The organism is Mucilaginibacter arboris (assembly GCF_009754915.1).
GTDB lineage: Bacteria > Bacteroidota > Bacteroidia > Sphingobacteriales > Sphingobacteriaceae > Mucilaginibacter_A > Mucilaginibacter_A arboris.
Genome location: NZ_WPIK01000011.1, coordinates 73,699 through 97,204, shown reverse-complemented (window position 1 = coordinate 97,204; position 23,506 = coordinate 73,699). Strand labels below are relative to the sequence as shown.

24 protein-coding genes are annotated in these 23,506 nt (G+C 36.4%); 8 read left to right on the top strand and 16 right to left on the bottom strand.

Going from position 1 to position 23,506, the window contains the following annotated elements; translation table 11 throughout:
• Positions 1-10: 10 nt before the first annotated feature.
• On the bottom strand, positions 11-772 hold the full coding sequence (locus GO621_RS13150; protein ID WP_157567769.1) for a TIGR03915 family putative DNA repair protein: 762 nt from the start codon (positions 770-772) through the stop codon (positions 11-13).
• Position 773: 1 nt separating this feature from the next.
• On the bottom strand, positions 774-2,030 hold the full coding sequence (locus tag GO621_RS13145; protein WP_157567767.1) for a putative DNA modification/repair radical SAM protein: 1,257 nt from the start codon (positions 2,028-2,030) through the stop codon (positions 774-776).
• Between the two features lie 91 nt (positions 2,031-2,121).
• Here GO621_RS13145 and GO621_RS13140 point away from each other — a divergent pair, with 91 nt between their 5' ends.
• From GO621_RS13140 to GO621_RS13130, 3 genes are all read left to right on the top strand, one after another.
• The gene (locus GO621_RS13140) at positions 2,122-2,535 is read left to right on the top strand and encodes an Ohr family peroxiredoxin (protein WP_157567765.1); all 414 of its coding nucleotides are present in this window, start codon (positions 2,122-2,124) and stop codon (positions 2,533-2,535) included.
• A 211-nt stretch (positions 2,536-2,746) separates the two neighbouring features.
• Positions 2,747-3,556 carry an alpha/beta fold hydrolase gene (locus tag GO621_RS13135; protein ID WP_157567763.1) on the top strand — a complete coding sequence of 270 codons (810 nt, stop codon included), beginning with the start codon at positions 2,747-2,749 and terminating at the stop codon, positions 3,554-3,556.
• 6 nt (positions 3,557-3,562) lie between these two features.
• A complete protein-coding gene (locus GO621_RS13130) occupies positions 3,563-4,615 on the top strand; it encodes a PAS domain S-box protein (protein WP_157567761.1) in 1,053 nt (350 codons plus the stop codon).
• A gap of 6 nt (positions 4,616-4,621) precedes the next feature.
• On the opposite strand, the gene truA is transcribed toward GO621_RS13130, so the two are convergent.
• The 6 genes from truA to GO621_RS13100 all read right to left on the bottom strand — a co-directional run bounded on the left by truA (position 4,622) and on the right by GO621_RS13100 (position 12,823).
• The gene (gene truA / locus GO621_RS13125; protein WP_157567759.1) at positions 4,622-5,416 is read right to left on the bottom strand and encodes a tRNA pseudouridine(38-40) synthase TruA; all 795 of its coding nucleotides are present in this window, start codon (positions 5,414-5,416) and stop codon (positions 4,622-4,624) included.
• A gap of 4 nt (positions 5,417-5,420) precedes the next feature.
• On the bottom strand, positions 5,421-6,602 hold the full coding sequence (locus GO621_RS13120) for a polysaccharide deacetylase family protein (protein WP_157567757.1): 1,182 nt from the start codon (positions 6,600-6,602) through the stop codon (positions 5,421-5,423).
• 11 nt (positions 6,603-6,613) lie between these two features.
• The gene (locus GO621_RS13115) at positions 6,614-7,609 is read right to left on the bottom strand and encodes a glycosyltransferase family 4 protein (protein WP_157567755.1); all 996 of its coding nucleotides are present in this window, start codon (positions 7,607-7,609) and stop codon (positions 6,614-6,616) included.
• A gap of 677 nt (positions 7,610-8,286) precedes the next feature.
• Complete coding sequence (locus tag GO621_RS13110; protein WP_157567753.1) at positions 8,287-9,270, bottom strand: glycosyltransferase family 4 protein; 984 nt, start codon at positions 9,268-9,270, stop codon at positions 8,287-8,289.
• A gap of 668 nt (positions 9,271-9,938) precedes the next feature.
• The gene (locus tag GO621_RS13105) at positions 9,939-12,296 is read right to left on the bottom strand and encodes an endonuclease MutS2 (protein ID WP_157567751.1); all 2,358 of its coding nucleotides are present in this window, start codon (positions 12,294-12,296) and stop codon (positions 9,939-9,941) included.
• Between the two features lie 5 nt (positions 12,297-12,301).
• Positions 12,302-12,823, bottom strand: a complete 522-nt coding sequence (locus GO621_RS13100) for a DUF4296 domain-containing protein (protein ID WP_157567749.1) — start codon at positions 12,821-12,823, stop codon at positions 12,302-12,304.
• Positions 12,824-12,863: 40 nt separating this feature from the next.
• Here GO621_RS13100 and GO621_RS13095 point away from each other — a divergent pair, with 40 nt between their 5' ends.
• Genes GO621_RS13095 through GO621_RS13085 form a run of 3 tightly spaced genes read left to right on the top strand, consistent with a single transcriptional unit; the run spans position 12,864 to position 15,353 of the window.
• On the top strand, positions 12,864-13,553 hold the full coding sequence (locus GO621_RS13095; protein ID WP_157567747.1) for a YggS family pyridoxal phosphate-dependent enzyme: 690 nt from the start codon (positions 12,864-12,866) through the stop codon (positions 13,551-13,553).
• 6 nt (positions 13,554-13,559) lie between these two features.
• Positions 13,560-14,045, top strand: a complete 486-nt coding sequence (locus GO621_RS13090) for a GNAT family N-acetyltransferase (RefSeq protein ID WP_157567745.1) — start codon at positions 13,560-13,562, stop codon at positions 14,043-14,045.
• Positions 14,046-14,090: 45 nt separating this feature from the next.
• Positions 14,091-15,353 carry an aspartate kinase gene (locus GO621_RS13085; RefSeq protein WP_157567743.1) on the top strand — a complete coding sequence of 421 codons (1,263 nt, stop codon included), beginning with the start codon at positions 14,091-14,093 and terminating at the stop codon, positions 15,351-15,353.
• Here GO621_RS13085 and GO621_RS13080 read toward each other — a convergent pair.
• Positions 15,337-16,083 (bottom strand): 4'-phosphopantetheinyl transferase family protein, encoded by a 747-nt coding sequence (locus GO621_RS13080; protein WP_157567741.1) that lies wholly within the window; start codon positions 16,081-16,083, stop codon positions 15,337-15,339. The genes GO621_RS13085 and GO621_RS13080 overlap by 17 nt on opposite strands.
• A gap of 189 nt (positions 16,084-16,272) precedes the next feature.
• Here GO621_RS13080 and GO621_RS13075 point away from each other — a divergent pair, with 189 nt between their 5' ends.
• The gene (locus GO621_RS13075) at positions 16,273-16,725 is read left to right on the top strand and encodes a YtxH domain-containing protein (protein WP_157567739.1); all 453 of its coding nucleotides are present in this window, start codon (positions 16,273-16,275) and stop codon (positions 16,723-16,725) included.
• 72 nt (positions 16,726-16,797) lie between these two features.
• On the opposite strand, the gene GO621_RS13070 is transcribed toward GO621_RS13075, so the two are convergent.
• From GO621_RS13070 to GO621_RS13045, 6 genes are all read right to left on the bottom strand, one after another.
• Entirely contained in the window at positions 16,798-17,766 is a 969-nt protein-coding gene (locus GO621_RS13070; protein ID WP_157567737.1) for an NAD(P)H-quinone oxidoreductase, read from the bottom strand.
• Between the two features lie 69 nt (positions 17,767-17,835).
• Positions 17,836-18,270, bottom strand: coding sequence for an arsenate reductase ArsC (locus GO621_RS13065; RefSeq protein ID WP_157567735.1), 435 nt, complete (start codon positions 18,268-18,270; stop codon positions 17,836-17,838).
• A 41-nt stretch (positions 18,271-18,311) separates the two neighbouring features.
• Positions 18,312-18,878: a DUF6428 family protein gene (locus GO621_RS13060; protein ID WP_157567733.1), complete on the bottom strand. Its 567-nt coding sequence runs from the start codon at positions 18,876-18,878 to the stop codon at positions 18,312-18,314.
• 47 nt (positions 18,879-18,925) lie between these two features.
• The gene (locus GO621_RS13055; protein WP_157567731.1) at positions 18,926-19,255 is read right to left on the bottom strand and encodes an ArsR/SmtB family transcription factor; all 330 of its coding nucleotides are present in this window, start codon (positions 19,253-19,255) and stop codon (positions 18,926-18,928) included.
• Between the two features lie 254 nt (positions 19,256-19,509).
• Positions 19,510-19,710 (bottom strand): hypothetical protein, encoded by a 201-nt coding sequence (locus GO621_RS13050; RefSeq protein WP_157567729.1) that lies wholly within the window; start codon positions 19,708-19,710, stop codon positions 19,510-19,512.
• Positions 19,711-19,830: 120 nt separating this feature from the next.
• A complete protein-coding gene (locus GO621_RS13045) occupies positions 19,831-20,184 on the bottom strand; it encodes a VOC family protein (RefSeq protein WP_157567727.1) in 354 nt (117 codons plus the stop codon).
• Positions 20,185-20,415: 231 nt separating this feature from the next.
• Between GO621_RS13045 and GO621_RS13040 the strand changes: the two genes are divergently transcribed.
• On the top strand, positions 20,416-22,782 hold the full coding sequence (locus GO621_RS13040) for a mechanosensitive ion channel family protein (protein WP_157567725.1): 2,367 nt from the start codon (positions 20,416-20,418) through the stop codon (positions 22,780-22,782).
• 122 nt (positions 22,783-22,904) lie between these two features.
• On the opposite strand, the gene GO621_RS13035 is transcribed toward GO621_RS13040, so the two are convergent.
• Positions 22,905-23,195 (bottom strand): hypothetical protein, encoded by a 291-nt coding sequence (locus GO621_RS13035; protein ID WP_157567723.1) that lies wholly within the window; start codon positions 23,193-23,195, stop codon positions 22,905-22,907.
• Positions 23,196-23,506 lie beyond the last annotated feature (311 nt).

The following is a 23,506-nucleotide window of genomic DNA, read 5'->3' as shown; positions in this document are numbered from 1 at the left end:
TTTTATCACCTTAAAACTTCTCTGTTAAATGTTTCCAATAGCGCTTTGGCACGTGCTGCAAGTGAAGTTTGGTGTTTTTCCGCGCTGGAATATTTACGTGTTTAAAATAATCTTTCCACAAAGCCTGGTACAAAGTTTCATCTTCAGAATAAGACGAAAAAATTGTTTTATTATAAGGTTTTCCGCTGGCAAAATCCATCTGTATAAATTCCGCTTCGTTCAAATCATAATAAATTCCGTAAGCTCTTTTAATGTCGTAAATAATCCAGCGCTGGTCGGCATACCTTCGTTTAAAATGGGGCAAAATTAAGGGCAGAACATTAAAATCAGGTTGGATGGAAGCATAAAAAATACCATCTGCCATTTTTTGAAAACGGACAAAAGCCTCCATCCTGTGCTTTTCGCGGCGTACTTTTTTAAGTGTATCAGAAAGGCGCATTACATATTTGTTCCCAAAATCTTCTTCCACCTGTGTATTCGTACTAAAAACATAGCGGATAAAACCTAATAAATTATCGTCCTCGCCTTCTATTTCCGATAAATGCGTGGCATATAAACGTTGTACGCCGCCAGCCGAAAGCCTTTGGTGCAGGCCTTTTAAAACACGGTTTGCTTTAACCGTATCAGATACAATGCTTCTTTTAGCATCAAAAAAATTGGGTTGCACCATGCTTTCTCGGCAAACTTTTACCAAAGCCATTTTATGCTCGTAAACCTCAAAAACCACGGTAAGCAAACCTTCAAAAGTGCCGTCGTAAACTAAAGTAATCATCTTAAAAAAGGCTTAGCTGATTAGGTTTTTGTTTGAGGTATTTGCTTTGCGATCCGGCTAAAATAAATTGCTTGATCCTGGTCCCTGATAATTCCCTCCGCTCAAAATCCCGGCTGTTGCAAGTGATAAAATAACGTGCCCGGTTGATAGCAATTCCCATTGATTTCAAATTTTCCCAATTCAGTTTTCCAAACTTGCGCCCGCTTACAATTTTTTGTGCCGATTGCAATCCAATTCCCGGAACACGTAAAATTAATTGCAGATCAGCTTTATTCACATCGATAGGAAAATGTTGTAAGTTTCGAATTGCCCAGCTTAACTTTGGATCGATATCTAAATCCAAGTGAGGGTTATTTTGATCCACAATTTCCCGCACATTGAATCCGTAAAAACGCATCAGCCAATCCGCCTGATACAAACGATTTTCGCGCACCGTTGGCACTGCTGTGCTTAAACCTGGCAAACGATTATCATTACTAACAGGAACATAACCCGAATAATAAACCCGTTTTAAGTTGAAGGAATTATAAAAATGATTGGCGGTATATAAAATTTGCCGGTCGTTTTCCAGCGTTGCACCAATTACCATTTGCGTGCTTTGTCCGGCCGGCGCAAACAATGGTGCTTTTTTAAACAGGTTTTTTTCTTCTTTGCGAAGGATGATTTCATTTTTAATAAAATTCATCGGTTTGATCATATCCTTTTGGTTCTTGTCGGGGGCCAACAATTTTAATCCGGCTTCGGTTGGCAATTCTAAGTTTACACTTAAACGATCTGCATACAAACCAGCTTCAGCCATCAGTTCATCACTTGCTCCGGGAATAGATTTAAGGTGAATGTAGCCGTTAAACTTGTACTCGGTCCTCAACTTTTTTGCAATGCGGACCAATCTTTCCATGGTATAATCTGCATCTTTAAAAATCCCGGAACTTAAAAATAAACCTTCAATATAATTCCGGCGGTAAAAGTTCATCGTTAAATCCACCACTTCCTGCACGGTAAAAGCAGCACGTTTAATGTCGTTGCTTTTGCGGGAAACACAATATGCGCAATCAAAAATGCAATGGTTGGTCAGTAATATTTTTAGCAGCGAAACGCATCTTCCGTCTTCTGTATAAGTATGGCAAATGCCGCTGCCGGTATCGCCCAAACCTTTATTTTCGTTTTTGCGCTTGCTGCCGCTGGACGAGCAGGAAACATCATATTTGGCAGCATCGGCTAAAATGGAAAGCTTTTCACGGATTCTATCATCATTCATACCGCTAATATACTAATATTTTTAGCAAATTGTTTCAACTAATGCAAACAAAAGTTTTAAACAGGAGTTTAAACATTCAAATACGAAAGAAATGGAATTATTATATACCGCAGTAGTTACTGCAAAAGGCGGCCGTGAAGGCACCGTAAAATCAGCCGACGGCGTTATTGATTTACAATTGAAAAGGCCGGCAGAAATGGGCGGCGAAGCAGGTTATGCCAATCCCGAACTGCTTTTTGCTGCTGCCTGGGGAAGTTGTTATTTAGGCGCTTTAGGTTCTGTTGGAAAACGTGATAACGTAGATGTAAGCGAAGCAACGGTAGATGTGCATATTGGTTTTAACCAGGAAGGCGCTTCTTCTTATGCTTTATCTGCCGAACTGCACGTTCATATTCCGGGAATTGATCTGGAAAAAGCACAGAAACTGGCCGATGCTGCACATAAAGGTTGCCCCTACTCCAAAGCAACACGCGGAAATGTAGAAACAAAAATTATTGCAGAATAAGCAGTTGGTTGTTCCTGATTAAATTTTAAAAGCTGATATTTTATCGGCTTTTTTTATGCCTGATATTTTAAGAAAAAAATTTAACAAAACCCAGTACTTGTTTTCCCCAGGTTTAATATGCTATTTGATAATAAAATAATTAGCTGAATGACTTAAATTGAATCTTTATAAAAGTAAAATCGTACAAAATATCCAAAATATATAAAGCCAAATGACGGATATTCTAAAAAGGAACAATGTAAAAATTTTTGGAAATGGTAAGGAGACAATTTTATTTGCTCATGGTTTTGGTGGTGATCAAAAAGTATGGAAATATGTTTACAATGCTTTTACAGAAAACTATCGGGTAATTCTCTTTGATTATGTTGGAAGTGGCAACTCTGACCACTCTGCTTATAAACCAGAGCTTTATAATTCACTCAGAGGTTTTGCGCAAGATGTATTAGATATTTGTGCTGCTTTACAGCTTCATCAGGTTATTTATGTTGGCCATTCTGTTAGCAGTATGATCGGTTTGCTTGCTGCTTTGGAAGAACCAGATTACTTTCAAAAGCTCATTTTTCTTGGTCCGTCTGCACGCTATTTAAATGACGGTGATTACATTGGAGGACTGGAAAGAAGCGACTTGGATGGTTTGTTTGAAATGCTGGATAACAATTATCTTGGTTTTTCTCAGATGATGGCGCCTGCAATTATGGGAGAAAAAAATTCTTTAGAAAAGCAGGAAGAACTAACAGAAAGCTTTATTGCAGCCGATCCGGCTATTTCCCAAAATTTTGCACGTGTAACATTACTTTCAGATCATCGGCATAAACTGCCTTTTTTAACGGTGCCAAGTTTAACGGTACAATGTATGGATGATGTAATGGCGCCGGAAACAGCCGGGCAATATATTCATGAAAACACGATAGGAAATATTTATCTGGAACTACATACAAGCGGTCATTGTCCGCATTTAAGTGCACCGGAAAAAGTTATCAAAGCCATAAAAGATTATATTAAAACGGAAATTTTTGCCTAAACCCACGTGAACAGACTACAGCCTGAAGAGCAGAACTTGCTAACAAGTACAGAATTTTTGTATGAAAATTCGCCTTGCGGACATTTATCTTTTCATCCGGACGGAAAAATTTTCCGCGTTAATAAAACCTTGTTAAATTGGATCGGGCTGAATAATGAAGAAATTATAGAGCAAAAGAAGTTTCATGATATTTTAAGTGTTGGTGGAAAGCTTTACTATCAAATGGTGGTTTTACCTTTGTTAAACCGGCAGGGTTTTATCAATGAAATTAACTTTGATATCGATTTAAAAAACGGCACTGCTTTTCCAAGTTTAGTTAATGCTGTAAATATTAAAGGTGATGACGGAAAAACAATAGCTGTACATGCTTCTATTCTTAAAATTACAGACCGGAAAAAGTACGAATCCGAACTTTTAAGGTCAAAACAATTTGCAGAAGAAGAAAGAAAACGTTTCGAATCACTTTCCAATATTATTCCGGAAATTATCTGGACAGCTTTAGCTAATGGAAATGTGAATTTTATGAACGAGCGGTTTTTCGAATATTTCGCTTGCAAAAATGAAACCCCAAGAAAAACTGCACTATTACATTTAATTCACCCACAAAAAAGAAAAGAATTATTTAGGCTTTGGATTGAATCAGTAAAAAACGGAGAAAAGTTTGAAGCAGAAGTTTTGCTTAAAAAGCAATTTAACAATTACGAGTGGTTTTTAATCCGAGCTATTCCTTATAAAAATTCCAATGATTATATTGAAACGTGGTTTGGCTCTTGTACCAATATCCACGAACACAAAATGCAGCAGTTGCAAGCTGTAAAAAACCTTAGTAATAGCTTGTCTGAAGCCAGTGAAATTATCTCTTCCAAAGAAAAAACATTAGAAGAAATTGCTTACAGCCAGTCGCATTTAGTAAGAAGGCCGCTGGCAAATATTATTGGATTAGTAGAAATGCTGGAAACAACAGAAGAATCATCGGCAAATAATTCAATTGTTGGAATGTTAAAACAAAGCGCAGCTGAGTTGGATGTAATGGTGAAAGATATTGTATTAAAGGTTTGAATAGTTTTACAATGGTTTGATACTTCTTTTATCACCTAAAATTTCTGCTTTGTTAGGAAGATCCAAAAATGGATAAGTAACTTTAGAAAGATGTAAACCTTGCGGATAAGCTAAATCTAAAATTGCAGGTGTTTCTTTACTGATTAGATGATGTTCGAATTCATCAATACTCATTTTTCCGGTTCCAATTTTCAATAGTTTTCCAACAATAATACGGATCATTTTACTTAAAAAACGATTGGCAGAAATTTGAATTTGAATATTTTTTTCACTTTCATCCAAGTATAATTTTACAGAACTTATTTTGCAAATTGTATGTTCATATTTATTTGGTGTTGTACAAAAAGCTTTGTAATCCTGATATAAAAGCAACAGTTGCATTGCTTTTTTTACTTGTTCTATGTTCAGGTTTTTTAGTGCGTAAAAAGAGCTTGTACTGCTTATAAAAGGGTTTTTATAAGTATGGATCAAATAATCATAAGTCCTTAAACAAGCATCAAAACGTGCGTGCTGCTTGTCTTGCATTTCCAGAATATCAAAAACTGCGATATCATTTGGCAAGGCACGGTTTAAACGAAATTGTAGTTCTTCTGTATTTGCAATATCAATATCAGCATGAAAAAAAAACTGGCTTGCATGAACGCCAGCATCTGTGCGGCCACAACCGTTAATTTGAATTGAAACTTTTAAAACCTGACTTAGTTTGGTTTCTAAAACCTGTTGAACAGTAATTGTATTTGGATGTTTTTGCCAACCGCTGTAATTTGTTCCAAGATAAGCAATATGAAAAAAGTATCTCAAATTTTTATTGGCTAATCTTTTGCTGTAGTTTGGATTTTACAAACAGCAACCGCTTCTTTAATAACGAAAATCTTTTCATCAGCGAAATACTGTTTTTAACAGCTAAATTATGATTTGCATAACTAAAAATTGCTGCCTGCCGCATAAATTGCGCACTTGAACTTAACTTTCCGTTTTTTTCTATAGCAACATAGAAGCCATTTGTACAACGAAGCATGATAGTAGTTGCATTTACCGGAATGAGGTCGAAAGTTTCTGTTGCATTCATTTCTACAGCGCTTGCTGTTAAGTTATTTGTTTCTCCTGCCGTACTTAAATACAGGTTATTTGCTGCTTTTATGGCAACTTTTCCGTAACCTAATTCTTCTAAAGTAAGCAAGTTCTGCAAATTGCCTGCTTGTCCAACAGCATATAATTCAATCTTATTTTTTAATGAAACACGCTTCCCTCCTTTACTTCGCAATGTAAATGTTGGTTTTTCTGTTGATGTTTCTTTTATCGATGGAATTTCATCTAAACTTACAAACTGATAGCCCCGTTCCAGCAATTGCGGGACCAGGATTTTAAGCAGTTCTAAAGTTTTGTTTCGTGGTTTAACCACGTCCATATCTGCAATTTCATCATGAAATACCACTATGCCCCGGCCTTGCTGCTCAATATCTGTTAAATAACGGGCTGCTGCCTCTTCTGCAGGCCAATTATTTTGCCAGTAATAACAATCTATTCCTGCAACTTCCCAAAAAATCGGGCCGATATGGTTTGCGGTCAATATGCTCCGGTTCAATTCGTGTGCAACTTCGGGCGACCATTTTCCATAAGGTGCGCGAAAATAAACACGGTTACTTGTAACATAAGGTTTGATAACCGCATCGGTACGTACAACCTGGTCAATGATATTACCATCAACCGAAACATAATAAGGAATATCCGGGTGTTCGTAAGTATGGTTTCCTACCAAATGGTCCATTTCCTTCAACTGCTGCAAAATATCGGGATGATGATAAGCATACTTTCCTACCACAAAAAAAGTAGCCTGAATATTATTTTCGTATAAAAAACGGGCAATATCGGCAGTATGTTTTCCAGGGCCGTCATCAAACGTGAGGCAAAGTGTTTTTGCAGGAAGTTCTGTTCCGGTAAATGATTGGGTTTGGTACAAGTAAAAAGCTTTATTTAAGTTAAACAATACGGACGTTGTTACGCTGCTTTATCAAAAATAGTTAAATATTTTTGTGCAACTACCTGCTTGTTATAATTACTTAAGTATTCGGCCAGTTCTTCCTCAGTATAATCCGGCTGGTTTTTATTTAACAATGCTTCTTTTAGCAGCATATTTAATTGTTGTACATTTCCGGATTCAAACAACCTTCCAAAATCACCCACAGCTTCTGCCAAACCGCCGGAATTGGTTGCAATAACACGGCAGCCGCAAGCTAAACCTTCCAAAGCAACAATACCAAAACCTTCTCTTCCGTTAGATGGTATTACCAACGTTTTACACTGGTTCAATATTTCAACAATTTCTGTACTGCTTTTTGTACCGGCAAAAGTAATTTGGTTGGTCAATTCAAACTGGGTTACTAAAGCTTTTAAATAATCCATCTCCGGCCCATCACCAACAATAGTTAATTTAAAAGGCTGAGGTAAATTACGGCAAGCTTTAATCAAAGTGTCGCAACCTTTTTGAGAAACAAGGCGGCCAACAAAAACAAAGTCGTTTGGCCTTTCTGCTAAGTTTTCCTGCTTAAAAACAGTATCATCATAACAGTTATAAATTACTTCTGAAGATGTACGTAAGGAATTAGCAATGCTTTTACTAACAGCAATATTTTTTGAAGAAAATTTAATCATTAATAACTTTAAGATTGATAAAAAGCTTGTTTTGTTAGTTAACGAAAAATCATTTTGAGAAACAACCCATCTTTTTTTAGGATTAAGAATAAGCGGCCAAACCCCTTTTAAAGAAATGTTGGGCATATAATATACATCGCACCATAAAAACATTTTAACTACTTCTAAAAATCCAGGCGTGTAGTAAACATCAATATCTTTTAAAACTCCGGTCTGTTTTTGGTAAGCAATTACTTTAACCTCGTGCCCTTTATCAATAAACTCTTTGGTTAAATTAAGTGTTAAATTTTCGATCCCGCCGCGCATAGGATAAAATACGGTACTAAAAATTAAAATCTTCATGATTGTAGGTTTAATAAGATCAAAAAATGAAATGAGAGGTTATCAGATTTTTGAATAAAATCTAAGCAAGTCAGCTTGAGTTCTTACCGAACAATTTTTAAAGGTGATTTTTCAGATGTATTTGTGTTTGCTGGAGATTGTTCTTTTTTAGAGGAAAAGAATGTTAAAGCAGAAAAGACGAAGTGCAATACTTTTTTCATGATCCAGTGTTTTTAATTTTTTAAACTTTTTGTTGATTGATTCCACAGCGATATAGCCAACAAAAATGCCAGGTAAAAGAAGCATCAAACTTGTGAAACAATTAAGTTCTACTTAGAAAAAATAACTTGTAATGTTTGGAATGAATAAGAAATCAGATTTCGCTGAAAGCAATAAATATTTCATCAAGCTTTTTATACAAGCTCTTTAGCTTTTATCAAACAAAAAAATTTTGCGGTAAAAGAAATGCGTACGTTTCTCTTCGAAAAACGAAAAGCAATTAAAAAATTTAAAACTGATTGTTTGATAAAACAAAAGGATCAACAAACGTGGAAGTTGTAGAAGTTTGGGGAAGAAGATCAGCTTATGTTCCACAAGTTGGGGAAAGGTATTTGCAGCAAAATCAAAATTGTGCTTTTTTTATTACTGTAAATTATTTGGAGAGATAAAACTTATCAGTCGAGGTTTTCAGTTTGTATCTACTTAAAAACAGACAAATACTTTTGTGCAACCACATGCTTTTTATAATTGCTTAAATAGGCATCCAAATCCTGCTGCGTATAATTTAATTGATTGGTATTGTTTAATGCTTCTTTTAACAACTGATTTAATTGCTGCACATTACCAGATTCAAATAATTTGCCGAAACTGCCAACAGCTTCTTCCAAGCCACCAGCGTTGGATGCAATAACGCGACAACCGCAAGCTAATCCTTCTAAAACAACAATTCCAAAACCTTCTTTTTTATTGGATGGAATTATTAAAAATTTATGCTGATTTAAAATCCTTGCAATTGCAACACTGTTTTGTGTTCCGGTAAAAGTAATGCTATCTGTAAGGTCGGATTTCTTTACCAGGTTTTGCAATTTTCGCATTTCCGGCCCATCACCTACTATGGTTGCTTTAAATGGCCTTGGTAAATTGTTACAAGCTTTAATTAGTGTATCACAACCTTTTTGAGAAACCAGGCGGCCAACAAAAATAAAATCATGTGTTCTTTCTGCCAAGTTTTGCAGAGTAAAAACAGCATCGTCATAACAATTATAAATAATTTCTGATGGTGTACCTAACGAAGCAGCTACACTTTTGCTTACAGAAATATTTTTTGAAGCCCGTCTGATAAAAAATAATTTGACGAGAGATAAACAGCTTCTTTCACTAAGCGAAAAATCATTTTGTGAGACAACCCACTTTTTACCCGGATTAAAAAGTAACGGCCAAATCCCTTTTAAAGAAATATTAGGCATGTAATAAACATCGCACCATAAAAATAATTTTATAGTTTTTATAAAACCCGGCGTATCATATACTTCAATGTCTATTAAAGGTTTATTTTGTTTTTGATGCGTAATTACTTTTACCTGATGCCCTTTCTTAACAAACTCTTTACACAGATTAAGGGTTAGGTTTTCAATACCACCTAAAACAGGATAAAATACAGTACTAAAAATTAGTATATGCATTTAAAGAGGATTATAAGTAACTATCCAAGCTACAACAAGATGATTTATATAAATTATATAAAAATAAAAATACAATATTATTTTAGTATATTTTGAATTATATGTAATTGTTTTATTTAATGAGGTTGTTTAAACTTTTTGGTACCAATTTAAATTTGGTCCTTCGGCAGGCCCAGGTTTGGTGCCCATGCTTCTTTTACCGGGTAAAATTGATGTTTACATTTAATCCACTACCTGACCTAAAAGGTTTTGAAAACCTTACAGGTCTTTAGTGAAGGGCCAACATTTTTAGGCGATAAAAGAAGCATCGGCCTAAAAAATCAAAATTTAATGACCAGCATTTTTAGTTGATAAAAGAAGCACCGGCCCCTAAAAGCAAAACCTAACGACTAACATTTTTAGGTGATAAAAGAAGCATCGGCCCCAAAAAAAGAAGGCCAGAAAAAAAGTTTAAACAACTTCAATATTTTAAATAGCAACATTTAGTTGGATGATTCTTTAATTATAAAAAGAACCCTTTAGAGCCAAACTATACAAGGTATATTTTAAAAAGAATATTTATGTAAATTTCATTTTATAAAAAAATGATTAGCAGAACGGTTTTCTGTATTTTGCTAACCGTTCTGCTAATTTAATTGCTATTAAAATTACAATATATATTTGTAAACCTACTTCAAATACACGTAAGTAATGCCATCGCCGCCACGGTCGGCGTGTTCATCTTCTACATGGCTTACCTCATTGTATTTTTTCAAATAATCACGGATCAGTTTTCGTAAAATACCATCACCTTTTCCGTGGATGATTTTCAAACTTCCCACGCCCATCATAATGGCACGGTCCAGGTATTTTTCAATTTCATACAAACTTTCCTCGCCCCGTTTGCCGCGCACATCAATCTCCGGACTAAAACTTGCCGTATCATTTAATTGCTGGTTGTAAGAACGGCGTATCTCTTTCGGGACTTCTTTTCGGGCTATTTTTTGTACTTTTTTACGTTTGGCAACAGTCCGCAAATCTCCAATTGCAATAATTACATTGTCTCTTGCAATTTCCATCACCTGTCCCATTGTTTCAGAATCGTTCAGTTTTACCCAATCGCCAACCGCAATTTCCGGTGCTTCTTTTACCGGCACAATTTCTGGTTTAACCGTATTTTTCTGCAATTCTTTTTGCAGGTTTTCCCGCAGGTTACGTATTGTTTCCTTATCGGCATTACTGCTTTTTATTTCTGAGATGGTATTTTCTACCAACCGGTTAGCATCCTGAATAATCGTTTTGGCTTCTTTTTTTGCTTCGCGGATCAGTTCTTTTTTATTTTCTTCGAGATAACGCTTCAGTTCTTCATTCTCCCGAAGCAAAACATTTGCTCTCCGCTCCTGCTTCTGTAAATTTAGTTTCGCATCCAGCACTTCCTTTTTATCACGTTCCAAATCAATCAACAGCGTATCTACCTTTTTCTGGTTCACGCCAATTTTGTTTTTTGCCGAGTTGATTACGTAAGCAGGCAAACCAATTTTTTGTGCAATTTCAAAAGCATACGAACTTCCGGGTTTTCCAACTTCCAAAATATACATGGGCCGCAATTGCAAGTTATCAAACAACATCGAAGCATTTTCCAATCCGGCAGTGTTGCTTGCAAACAACTTCAGGTTAGAATAATGCGTTGTAATTACGCCTTTTACCTTTTTTTGATTGAGGGATTCCAGAACAGCTTCAGCAATTGGTCCGCCAAATTGCGGATCTGTTCCTGTTCCAAATTCATCTATTAAAACCAGTGTTTTACTGTCCGCCATCTCCACAAAATATTTCATTTTAGAAAGATGCGCACTGTAGGTACTCAAATCACTTTCTATAGACTGATCATCGCCGATATCAGAAAAAATCTGCCGGAAAACACCGGTTTCACTTTGTTCCGCTGCCGGGATTAATAATCCTGCCTGAACCATCAGTTGCAACAAACCAACCGTTTTCATACAAACAGATTTTCCGCCGGCATTCGGACCGGAAACAACAATGATCCGGTCCGTTTCATCAATCTTAATATTTAACGGGACAACGCTTTTTTGCTCTTTTTTATGCGATAAAAGAAGCAATGGGTGGCTGGCGTTGATCAAGTTAACCCGCATTTCCCGGACTAAAACCGGCATTTCTGCTTCAATATCCAAAGCAAACAAAGCTTTTGCACGGACAAAATCCAGCTTGGTCAATAAGCCATGGTAAGAAATTAAAATGGGAACAAAAGGCCGGAGTTCATCAGTTAATAAAGTCAGGATTTTAATAATTTCCCTTCTTCTTTCAAATTCTAAATCCCGAACGCGATTGTTTAACGTAAAAACTTCTTCCGGTTCTACATAAACCGTTTGTCCGGATGAAGATTCATCATGGATAAACCCTTTTAATTTCCGCTTATTTTCTGCTAACAAAGGAATACATAAACGGCCATCGCGAATGGTTAAAGAACCGTCTGCCGTCCAGCCATTGTTGCCTGCATTCTTAAAAATCTGTTCAATGGTTTTGCGTGCAGCTTGTTCGGCTTGTGCAATTCCTGAGGTAATTTCCTGCAATTCACGTGAAGCGTTTGGCCGTACTTTTCCTTTCAGATCTAATACACGGTCAATTGCTTTTAAAATATTTTTCTCGATCGGCAGATGCTCAAATAAAGCTTCCAGATTTGGATATAAACCGGCACGTTCATTAAAATAAGCCAGCACCGCAAAAACGGTTATCAGCGATTGCTGCACCTGAAAAAACTCGTCTTCTGATAAAAAAGTCCCTTCCACACGTGCTTTTTTTGCCAGTGTTTTAATGTCGTGAAAATTGCTGATCGGCAAAGCCGTATCGTTAGAAAGGATATTTTTAAATTCAGATGTTTGTCGTAAAAACTTCTGTATCTGGTCGAAATTGTTCATCACCTGGATCTTATCTACCATTTCCTGGCCCATAATGCTCAGGCATTTGGCTTTGATCAGTTGTTTTATCTCCGTAAAACCCAGTTTATCTTCACTGTTTTTGGGGTAAATCATTTAAATTATTTGTGGTCCACAATATTTTTTGATGCTTTTTTTACCACTGCTTTTTTAGGTTTTGTTGTCGAATCCCGTTTTAAACTTTTCTTTCGTGCAGAATCAATTTTAGCAGCGTTAATTTTGGCAACCTTTGCCAAAGAATCGGTTACATGCTTGCTTTTTTTAATTGCCAGCGCGTTCTGAATTTTGGTCAAAGAATCATTTTTTGCTGTAAGCCTTTCTGTTACAGCTTTATAAATCTGGCCCATTTGTTCTAAATGGACCGAGTAATACTGGTAACTTTTTTTAAACTGGACAGAATCAACATGATGCTTTTTAAAAATAGCAGCATACAAACCGTTGCCGCGATAGCTTAAACTATCGGGCATTTGAGACCCTGTACTTAAATAACCATCAGCAAGATGAATATCAACCAAAAGCGGAACAAACTGGTCTTCTTCAATTAAATTATCAGGAGCAGCTTCGCGATGACAAGCAATCAAAAACATCAGCAATAAAGAAAACAGGATTTTATAAAATCGCATTGTGTAGTTTTGCAACAATTTTATTCAAATTTACGGATTAATGAGCATTGCAGATAATATCAGTAACTTAAAAAAGGAAACTGAACACAGTAACGTAAAGCTGATTGCGGTTTCTAAGACCAAACCGGTAGAGGTTTTGCAGGAAGCTTACAACGCAGGGCAACGGGTTTTTGGCGAGAACAACGTGCAGGAACTGGTTGAAAAACAGGAACAATTGCCCAAAGACATCGAATGGCATTTAATCGGCCATTTGCAAACCAATAAAGTAAAATACATTGCTTCTTTTATCAGCTTAATCCATTCTGTTGACAGCTTAAAATTGTTGCAGGAAATTGACAAGCAGGCAGCCAAAAACAAGCGCGTAATTGATTGTTTATTGCAGATTTATATTGCTGATGAAGAAACCAAATTTGGTTTGGGTTTTGATGAAGCAATAGAATTACTGCGATCTGAAGAATTTACAGTTTTAAAAAACGTGCGGATTGTTGGCGTGATGGGAATTGCGACAAATACAGAAAATCAAAAACAATTAAAAGAAGAGTTTTACGAATTACATACTTTTTTTAACGGATTAAAAACAAGCTTTTTCAGGAAAGAAGATTCTTTTAAAGAGATTTCGATGGGCATGTCGGCAGATTATAAAATTGCGATTGAACAAGGCAGCACGATGATTCGGGTTGGCAGTTTGATTTTCGGACAACGCTTAATTCCTCATTGGAAAAACAACTAATTATACATGGATTTATTGATAAGAGAAGCCAAAAAAGCTGATTGCCCTCGTCTGCTCGAACTAATTGCCGAACTGGCTTTATTTGAAAAAGCACCCGAAGAAGTTACCGTAACGTCGGAAGAATTTGAAGATGCAGGTTTTGGCGAACAACCAGTTTGGAAAGCTTTTGTAGCCGAAGTTGATGGTTTTATCGTCGGTTTTGCTTTGTATTACATCCGTTATTCTACCTGGAAAGGTTGCCGCATGTATTTAGAAGATTTGATTATTACTGAAGCTTACCGAAGCAAAGGAATCGGCATGAAACTGATAAAAACACTGGTAAAAGAAGCATCGGAAAAAGGTTTCAGCGGAATGCTTTGGCAGGTTTTGGATTGGAACGGACCGGCAATCGGTTTTTATAAAAAGTTAAACGCTTCTTTTGATTCCGGCTGGATTAATGTTTCGCTATCCAAAGAACAATTATCACATTTTGATTTGTCGGATTTAGGCTAAAAATCCTTCAGCAGCAAACACCAATTTTTAACCGATAAAAACAGTATGCAGGTTTTCAAATTTGGCGGCGCTTCTGTAAAAGATGCAGCCGCTATCAAAAATTTAGCTGAAATAGTTCGTCAGTATCAGGAAGATGAATTGCTGATCGTGGTTTCGGCAATGGGAAAAATGACGAATGCGCTGGAGCAATTAACAACAGCGTACATCAACCAAACGGCCGAAGTACAAACAATTTTTGCAGGAATAAGAGCGTATCATGATCAGATTTTAACCGAACTTTTTGATCCTTCGCATCCAATTTTTGATGAAGTGGAAAACACTTTTGTAGAAATTGAGTGGATGATTGAAGAAGAACCGCATGATGATCCCAATTTTATTTATGATCAGATTGTTTCCATTGGCGAGCTGGTTTCTTCGCGCATTGTTACGGCTTATTTAAACCAAACCGGAATTAAAAGTAAGTGGCTGGATGTACGCGGCTATATCCAAACCGATAATACTTACCGAGAAGGTTTGGTTGACTGGCAAAAAACAAGCGAAAGTATCAAAGAAAGTATTCCTTCATTTCTGCAAAAAGAAAAAGTTGTAACACAGGGGTTTATCGGCGGAACTTCCGAAAATTTTACCACAACTTTAGGCCGGGAAGGTTCCGATTATACGGCTGCCATTTTTGCTTCCTGTTTAAATGCTGCCTCTGTTACCATTTGGAAAGATGTTGCCGGTGTTTTTAATGCTGATCCGAAACGCTTTCAAAACATAATTAAATTCGATCAGCTTTCTTACCCGGAAGCGGTTGAAATGGCTTATTACGGCGCAAGTATCATTCACCCAAAAACCATTCAGCCATTGCAAAATGCGGGCATTCCTTTATTTGTAAAACCTTTTTTAACGCCGCAGGACAACGGAACGGTAATTTTAGGCGAAGAATTGCCGGTAAAAGTTCCGGTAATTATCGTCAAAACAAACCAGGTTTTAGTTTCTGTTTCTTCCAAAAACCATTCTTTTATCACCGAAAATCATTTAAGCGAAATTTATAAAATTTTGGCAGAACTTCATTTTAAAGTGAACCTGATGCAAAACTCTGCTTTGAGTTTTTCTTTTTGTGTGGATTTTGAAAGCGGGAAATTTGAACAATTAATGCAGAAACTTAAGCAGGATTTCAATTTTAAGTACAATACCGGGACAGATTTAATTACTGTTAGGCATTATGAAATTTCTTTATTAAGGGAATTATCAGCCGGAAAAACAATTTTATTAGAACAATTAAGCCGAAATACCGCACAAATATTAATCAAAGCTGAAAATTAAAAAATTGCAATGCTGTTTTTACCGGGTTAAAACTTACGCTGCCCACATGGTTTTCATCAACTTTAAAACTTGTAATTTCCCAGTTTTCTGCTGATTGTATAATTGTTTCCGGGTTTGGATGAATGCCATCCAGCCCTGGAATTGCTGTTAAATCATCAACCAAACCCTTTCCCGTTGCTTTTAACAAGCATTCCTTACGTGTCCATAACTGGTAAAAGCTTTGGATTGGATGAGCAGAATTTTCAATAAAATCAGCTTCTTCCTGGTTAAAACTGAAGTTTAACATATTTTGGTAGGTAAAAGAAGCATTGATCTTTTCCACATCAATACCAACAGGCGTATCTGCAATAGCAACCAAAATACAATTGCCGGAATGGGAAACGTTAAAGTGCAATTGGCCGGAAAAGGCGTTTTCTAAACAAGGTTTTTTGTTTTGATCAGCTTTAAACCGAATTTCTTTCGGATCAATTCCGGTATACCTGCTTAATAAAATGCGTAACACAGCTTTACTTAAAACATGCTGGTTACGGTCGTTTTCCTGTTTGTAACGCAGCGCTTTTTCTGTTTCCGGCACAGAAAGCAAAGCTTGCAGGTTTTGTAAATGTGGTTTTAACTGAGAAACAGATGCTTTCCAAACAGCAACCGAACTAAAATCAGCGTAAACCTTTTCCGGAGCTTTAATCCAGGTAGTTTGGCTTAAATTGTTGATATATAAACGAGTGGAGGCCATCTGCTTAAAAACCTGTTTTTTTTAACTATTTTAACACTTATTTATGTTTATTTTTAATCTGAAAACCTTAACTTGTAATCAGATTACATTTTTTTTAATATTTACCAACTTTGCTTGTAAATTTTTTAAAAGTATAAAAAATAGTAAACTTAAAATTAGAACTGTTGTTACAACAAAAAACACAATGCTATGAGTATCAAAAAAGATTTGTTGAAAAAAACAAAAGAGTATGCAGATCATGCAAAAGAATTTGCTAAAGATCATGCAAAAGACTATGCAGAATACGCAAAAGGCTATGCAAAAGATAAAGCTAAAGACTATTCATCGGAAGCAAAAAAGTATGCAAAAGATAAGACCTGCGGCAGTAACAATGCAGCTTCTGTAGCCATTGCTTTAATTGGCGGCCTTGTTTTAGGTGCAGCTTTGGGCGTTTTATTTGCCCCGGATGCAGGAACCGAAACCAGGACCAATATTGGAAATTCTTTGCAGGATTTAGGGACTACCGTTGCTGATAAAGCACAACAAGGCAAAGAAGCCATTACAAATTTAAAAGACAAAGCGGTTGATGCCGTAAAATCAAAAATTAGCGGCGAAGGTGCCGAAGGCGAAGACCCGGATATTGACCATCCTTCTTTCAGCTAACTTCAACCTAAATTTTAATAAAAGAAGCCATTTGTTAAACAACAAATGGCTTCTTTGTTTTGCCGTAATCATTCAGATTTCCAACATGATCTTGCCGATGTGTTCGCTGCTTTCCATCAACTGATGTGCCGCTGCTGCATCTTCCAGTTTAAACGTTTTGTAAATAACTGGTTTAAACTTTCCGGCTTCCAAAACCGGCCACACGTTTTCTTTAATTGCTGCGGATAATTGTGCCTTAAAAGAAGCATCCCGGTTTCGTAACGTGCTTCCGGTTAAGGTTAACCGTTTTTTCATGATATCCGATACATCTATTTCTGCTTTGCCGCCTTGCATCGCATTGATATAAACCAAACGTCCGTCTGCTTTTAATAAGCGAATGTTTTTAAGGATGTAATCGCCGCCAACCATATCTAAAATTACATCTACGCCAATGTCTTTTAAAACTTCCTCAAAATCTTCTTTTTTATAATTGATGCTTCTTTTAGCACCTAAATCTTCGCATGCTTTGCATTTCTCTTCGCTTCCGGCTGTTGCATAAACTTCGGCCCCAAAAGCTTTTGCTAATTGAATTGCAGTGATACCAATGCCGCTGCTTCCGCCATGAACCAGAAATATTTCGCCGCTTTTTAAGCTTCCCCGAAGGAAAACATTCTGCCAAACTGTAAAAACAGTTTCGGGAAGCGAAGCAGCTTCTACAAACGACCAATTACTTGGAACAGGCAGACAATGCCTGGCATCAACCACGGCAAATTCTGCATAACCGCCGCCGCCAAGCAAGGCACAAACTTTATCGCCGGTTTTCCATTGCGTTACTTCTGCACCAATTTCTCCCACAATTCCGGCAACTTCCAGGCCCGGAATATCTTGCGGAACATTTGTTGGGGCCGGATAATTTCCTTTTCGCTGAAAAACATCCGGACGGTTTACGCCTGCTGCTTTTATCCGGATTAAAACTTCGTTTGGTTTAGGTTGAGGTTTTTCGCGTTCCTTTATTTTTAAAACTTCCGGTGCGCCGGGTTTTGTAATTATGATGGCTTTCATTTGCTTTTTTTCAGCTAAGAAAACTGCTTTAATTGATTTATTGTTTCTGCCTAATTGTTACAATGATTTTTAGGTGATAAAAGAAGCATTCTCCACATGTTGCTTTACAAAATCAGCAGCATAAGCTTTGATCATATCCCGAACTCTTCTAAACTCGTTCATCACTTCTTCCGGCGTTCCTGTTGCCTTTGCCGGATCAGGAAAGTTTTGGTGAAAACGTTTTATATCTCCTGAGAAATAAGGACAAGCTTCATTAGCATTATCACAAACCGTAATCACATCATCAAAAGGAATATTTAGATATTCATCTACATGGTTAGAAGTGTGGTGGGAAATATCTAAACCATCTTCTGCCATAACCTGAATAGCTTTTGGGTTTACGCCATGCGTTTCTATACCTGCACTGTAAATTTTTGCCTTTTCTACTGCAAAAAGCCGCAAATATCCTTCGGTCAATTGGCTGCGGCAACTGTTGCCCGTACACAGCACTAAAATGTTTTTCATGGAAAATATAAGTTTGGATATTTTGGATTGGTTCAATAAAATTAACAGCATCCGGAACCTGGTGTACAACAAGCATCAGCGGCCACAAGGTTTTTTAATGCGATCCTTGGTTTTTCTGCTACTGTTGGTGTGCAGCATTCTTCTCCGCTCGCTGTTGTTCCGCAACTGCCGCCTCTTTCTATCGCTTTACATTGTACAGCATCTGGCCTAAGGTCAACAGTCATATTTTCGCCAGAAATCACAAATTCATTTGGAAACATTTGATGGGTTTCAAAATCAGAATTTCCAAATTCAATTTTAACAATACCATTAGGGTTTAAAGGCAGCGATTTTTCTACCAGATTAATAATAGAAAGCGCTTTTTTTACCTGCATTGCTTTTTCCTGCTGCCCGCCCTGCGGTTCCCATAATTGAATAATAATTTCTGTCCAAGCGTTCATTACGCCACCACAATCTACCGAAGTAATTGTGGCTTGTTTAATTTCTGTAATGTGATAAGACGCTTCTACCCGTTTGTTTTCTGCATATTGAAATTGAAGAATTAGTTCCGGATTTTGTATTAATTGTTCTTTAAATGTTTGCCAGTTAATGGCTTCTTGTTTTTTCATGACCTTTCTTTTATTGTAATATTACGATGATTGATTTCAAATTTTTTTTAACAACAGTTTGTCTTCAAATCATAACTTTCAAGGAAAGCCTTAAGCTGGGTTTGAAGTTGTTTCCAAACGGTAGGATTGATACAATAACAAACGCTCACGCCTTCAATCGTTCCCTGAATCAAGCCTGCTGTTTTTAACTCTTTTAAATGCTGAGAAATGGTGGCTTGTGCCAATCCAAGTTCTGAAACTAAATCTCCGCAAATGCAGGCATTGGTTTTAATAATTTCCTGAAGGATGGCAATTCGTGCGGGATGTGCCAATGCTTTCAGCAAAACTGCAAGCTTGTTTTGTTTTTCTGTAAATATTTCTGTTTTTGTAGTCCCCATAATACATCGCAATATTACGATTAAAAAAACAAATGCAAAATTTATTTTTTGAAGAAGGAAACAAAAAACGCTGCTAAAAGAAGCATTCTGCCCTTCTACACCCAGCTAAAAAGGCTTTTCTTATTTTACCGATGCTTCTTTTATCGAATAAAAATTGGTAAGGAAGATTGTATTGATATTTCAACCTAAATTACCAAAACAAAAAAGGCCGCCAGTAATGGCAGCCTGATTTTAAACACTAACAAAAGGTTTAATTAATGCGCTTTTTCTACTTTTTTAACATGTTTTACTTTCGTTCCGCTGTAGTGTTTGTGTTTGCTGAAAACGTTGTGCACTTTTTGTGGGACTGTTGTTGTTTTTTTAACTTTAGTTTCGTCTTTAGTTACTTTTTGTTGTGCAAAAGAAGCAACAGACATGGTACAGATCAGCATGAACAATAACAACGATTTTTTCATAGTTTAAATTTGTTTTATTTAGGTTATACGTTTTTGATACCAATTGGTTATCAAAACGTTTGCAAGATAACTTAAAAACCGAGTTTTCAAAGTTGTGCCGGCAGAGAAACAAAATTTATTTTATTCCTGGCGTAAAGTAACTGTATTGCCATCAGGGTCTATAATTGTGCAAAACCTGCCCCACGGTGTATCATCTAATTTACCAACCGTTACGCCTTTGTCTGTAAGTTGTTGCATTTCAGTTTCTATGCTATCAACTTTAACAACAAGCCCTTGCATAGATCCGGGAGACATTTTTTCAAACCAGTTTACTAATGTTATTGATGCTTCTCCACCTTCAAAACCCATTTGTAACCAGGTTTGTCCGTTGCCCATTGGTGTTTCGGTTATAAGCTGAAAACCAAGTTTTTGATAAAATGCTTTTGATGCTTCCTGATTACTTACAGGAACAGAAACTACTTCAATCTTTTTCATAATCGTGATTTTAGGGTTTATATTTAAAAATTGAACGCTTAAATATACTTCTTTTTAATATCTTTTTAAATCCAAATTATGTTGATTATAAAGGTTTTATACTGGTAAAAGAAGCATTCAGTTTTCAGCAGGTTATAATTAAAGCACACAATTGCACTTCTCCAAAAAAAAACAAAACCAAAGTTTTGCAGATACATTAAATTTGCATCGTTCTTAATTTTTGTTTTGATAATGGCAAACCAGCGCTTTTCGTTTCGTTTTAAACTTCGGTCAACAATCCTTTTTAAAGCAATAGTATTTTTTTCGCTGATAACAGGCGCTGCTTTCGCCCAGGAAAATACACCGGTAAAAACAGTATCAGATTCTGCCAAAGCTATTCCTGATACTTTACTTTTTCGGATTGAGCAGGCACAAAACGCGTTAACCCAGATTAATACGCATAATAAAACGGGTTATAACCTGGAGCAGATCAGGGCAGAACTGCCGGATGTTAAAGCTAATGTTGCCGAAATTAAAGAAGATATTTTAGGTTCATCGCGAATTATTGAAATTAAAACGTTGCTGAGTTATCAAAGTATTTTAAAAGGCGAACAAAACCAGCTTGCCGGCTGGCGCAAAACTTTAACAGCTTATAATGATAATTTGAGGCAGATGTCGAAACAGGTTGTCACTTTTAGTGGTGATACACTTTTGTCTCCTGCTGGAAATGATACAACTCAGAAAAAATTATACAGCGGCCAGTTAACAGACTTGCGCTTAAAATTGCAAGAAACGGGAAAAACCACAATAGCCACAATGGATAGTGTGGGCAGATTGCTTGCTAATGTTTCTGCACTTTATTTTGAGATAAATGATTTGCAAACTAATATTAAAGAACGTTTAACAACATCCGGGCAAAGTGCTTTTGGCAAAGAATCTCCTTATTTATGGTCTGCACCGCCAATTACCACCACAACCAATATCAGTAAACTTTTCAGGACTTCTTACCAGGGCCAAAACCGGATTTTATCTTACTTTATTAACAACACCTGGGACAACCGCCTGCTGCTGATCCTGTTTGGAGCAGCTTTTTTTATCTGGGTTTTTCGCAATTTTAAAGTCGTAAACAAACTGCCGGCTAACCCAAAACTGGCTTCTTTAAAGTTTAACTATATCAGTACACTGCCTGTTCTGGCCACGCTGATTGTAGTACTGAATTTAACGCCACTATTCGAGCCAGACTCGCCCCCCTCCTACGTTGAACTCATCCAGTTGACCTTGCTTATCGTGCTAACGTTGTTTTTCAGGCGCCGCATCAAACCTCAATTGTTTAAGTTCTGGCTGCTGATTGTTGCATTGTATATTGCCATTACCGTAACCGTTGCCATTATCAATTATGGGCTGATTTTACGCTGCATTTTTATCTTTTTAAACCTCAGCGCTATTTATATGGGTGTTGTTTTTTATAAAAAGATAGATAAAAACATTATCCATAAAAAGTTTTTAAAGCCAGTAATTGGTGTTTACCTGCTGCTGAACGGCCTTGCCATATTCCTGAACCTGTTTGGCCGGATTAGCCTGGCAAAAGTTTTTAGTCAGACCGCTATTGTTTCGCTTACACAGGTAGTTGGGTTAGCTACGCTGGTACATATTTTATCAGAAGCACTGGAACTGCAAATCAGGATCAGTTCCTGTTCCGAAGGTTTGCTCTCCAAAATTAATTTCAGTAAAGTACGCAAAGCTTTCCAAAAAGCGCTTTCTATTATAGCTGTGCTGCTTTGGCTGCTGGTGTTTTTTATCAACCTTAACTTCTCTGGTGCTTTATTTTCTATTGCTGAGCGTATGTTGAGCAAGCAGCGCACATTTGGCAGTATCAATTATACACTGGGCAATATCTTACTTTTTGTAATTATTATTTACCTCTCCAACTGGTTGCAAAAAAATGTCGGGGTTTTATTAGGCGAAGGCAACACTACATTTATGGGCAAGGCCGAACAAAAAAGTTCTAAGCTGGCGCTGGTGCGTTTGGTTGTATTGTTGGTCGGCTTTTTTTTAGCAATTACGGCTTCCGGTGTCCCTATTGACCGATTGACGGTAGTTTTAGGTGCACTGAGTGTTGGGATTGGCTTAGGAATGCAAAACATTGTAAATAATTTTGTTTCTGGCATTATCCTGATTTTTGAAAAGCCATTCCAGATTGGGGATTTTGTAGAATTAGCCGATAAAAAAGGCAAAGTATTGGATATTGGTATCCGTGCAAGCCGAATGTTAACGCAGCAAGGCTCGGAAGTAATTGTACCAAATGGCGATTTACTTTCCGGAAGGCTGGTAAATTGGACATTAAGCAACAGTTATTTAAAAACAGAATTGTTGTTTAAAGTTAATAGTGATGCAGACCTTGCGCTTGTAAAAAAAATTATAGAGGAAGAAGCAACGAAGGCTGAAGATACCGTCAAAAATACACCGGTCGAAATTTTATTTAATACCGTTGCCGCAGATAGTATTGAACTAAAGTTACAAGTTTGGATCAATAGTATTTATAATGAAACAAGTTTTAAAGGAAAAATGTTAGAACAGCTTTTTACAAGGTTTAAAGAAAAAGGCATTAAAATGATGTAAGTTCTAAAGCAGTTTTAATATTGGATTAATATTTGGTTTGAAACAGCAATACTAATTTTACCCTGATAAAAGAAGCATCAGTACAAAAGTGAAACTTATCAGTTGGATAGAAGGATCAATTATTAATTGTATCTTTTTGATAATTGTTCCCGCATAATAAATAAAATATTCCTGATAAAAGCTTTGCTATGTTGTATTTCATATTTGCAATTTTGGGGGTCTGCCAAATCAAGCTCATTCAAAATCGCTTTTAAAACTTTTCTGTAGTTCAAATAGCATTCTGCATCTTTAAACTTCAATATAAAAATTGGATCTGTTGTATAGTGCGGGACCGGAATGCCGCAAGCCATAAATTCGTAGAGATAATGGGGCTTTAGTTCAACGCCCAAATAAGAGGTTTCCTGAGTTTCCATATTATACCAGTTAAAATATTTTTTATTTTAAATAATAACAGGCATACTCTAAAATAACAACAAATAATACTTCTGTTTACTATAACCTGCCTGTGTATATATTAATTCAAACTTTAAAAAAAATAGGTCTTTATAAATATAGGTAAAAATATAATATTAAATAATAGATTTTTTACGTATAATTACTCTAAATAAGAGCGGTTTTTACGCTTTTTAAAAGCTATAATTATTTTGTTTAGACAGTATTTGCAGGGAGTAATGTTAGGTTAAATTATAAATTTTTTTTACTAAACCACCGAATGTTACAATAA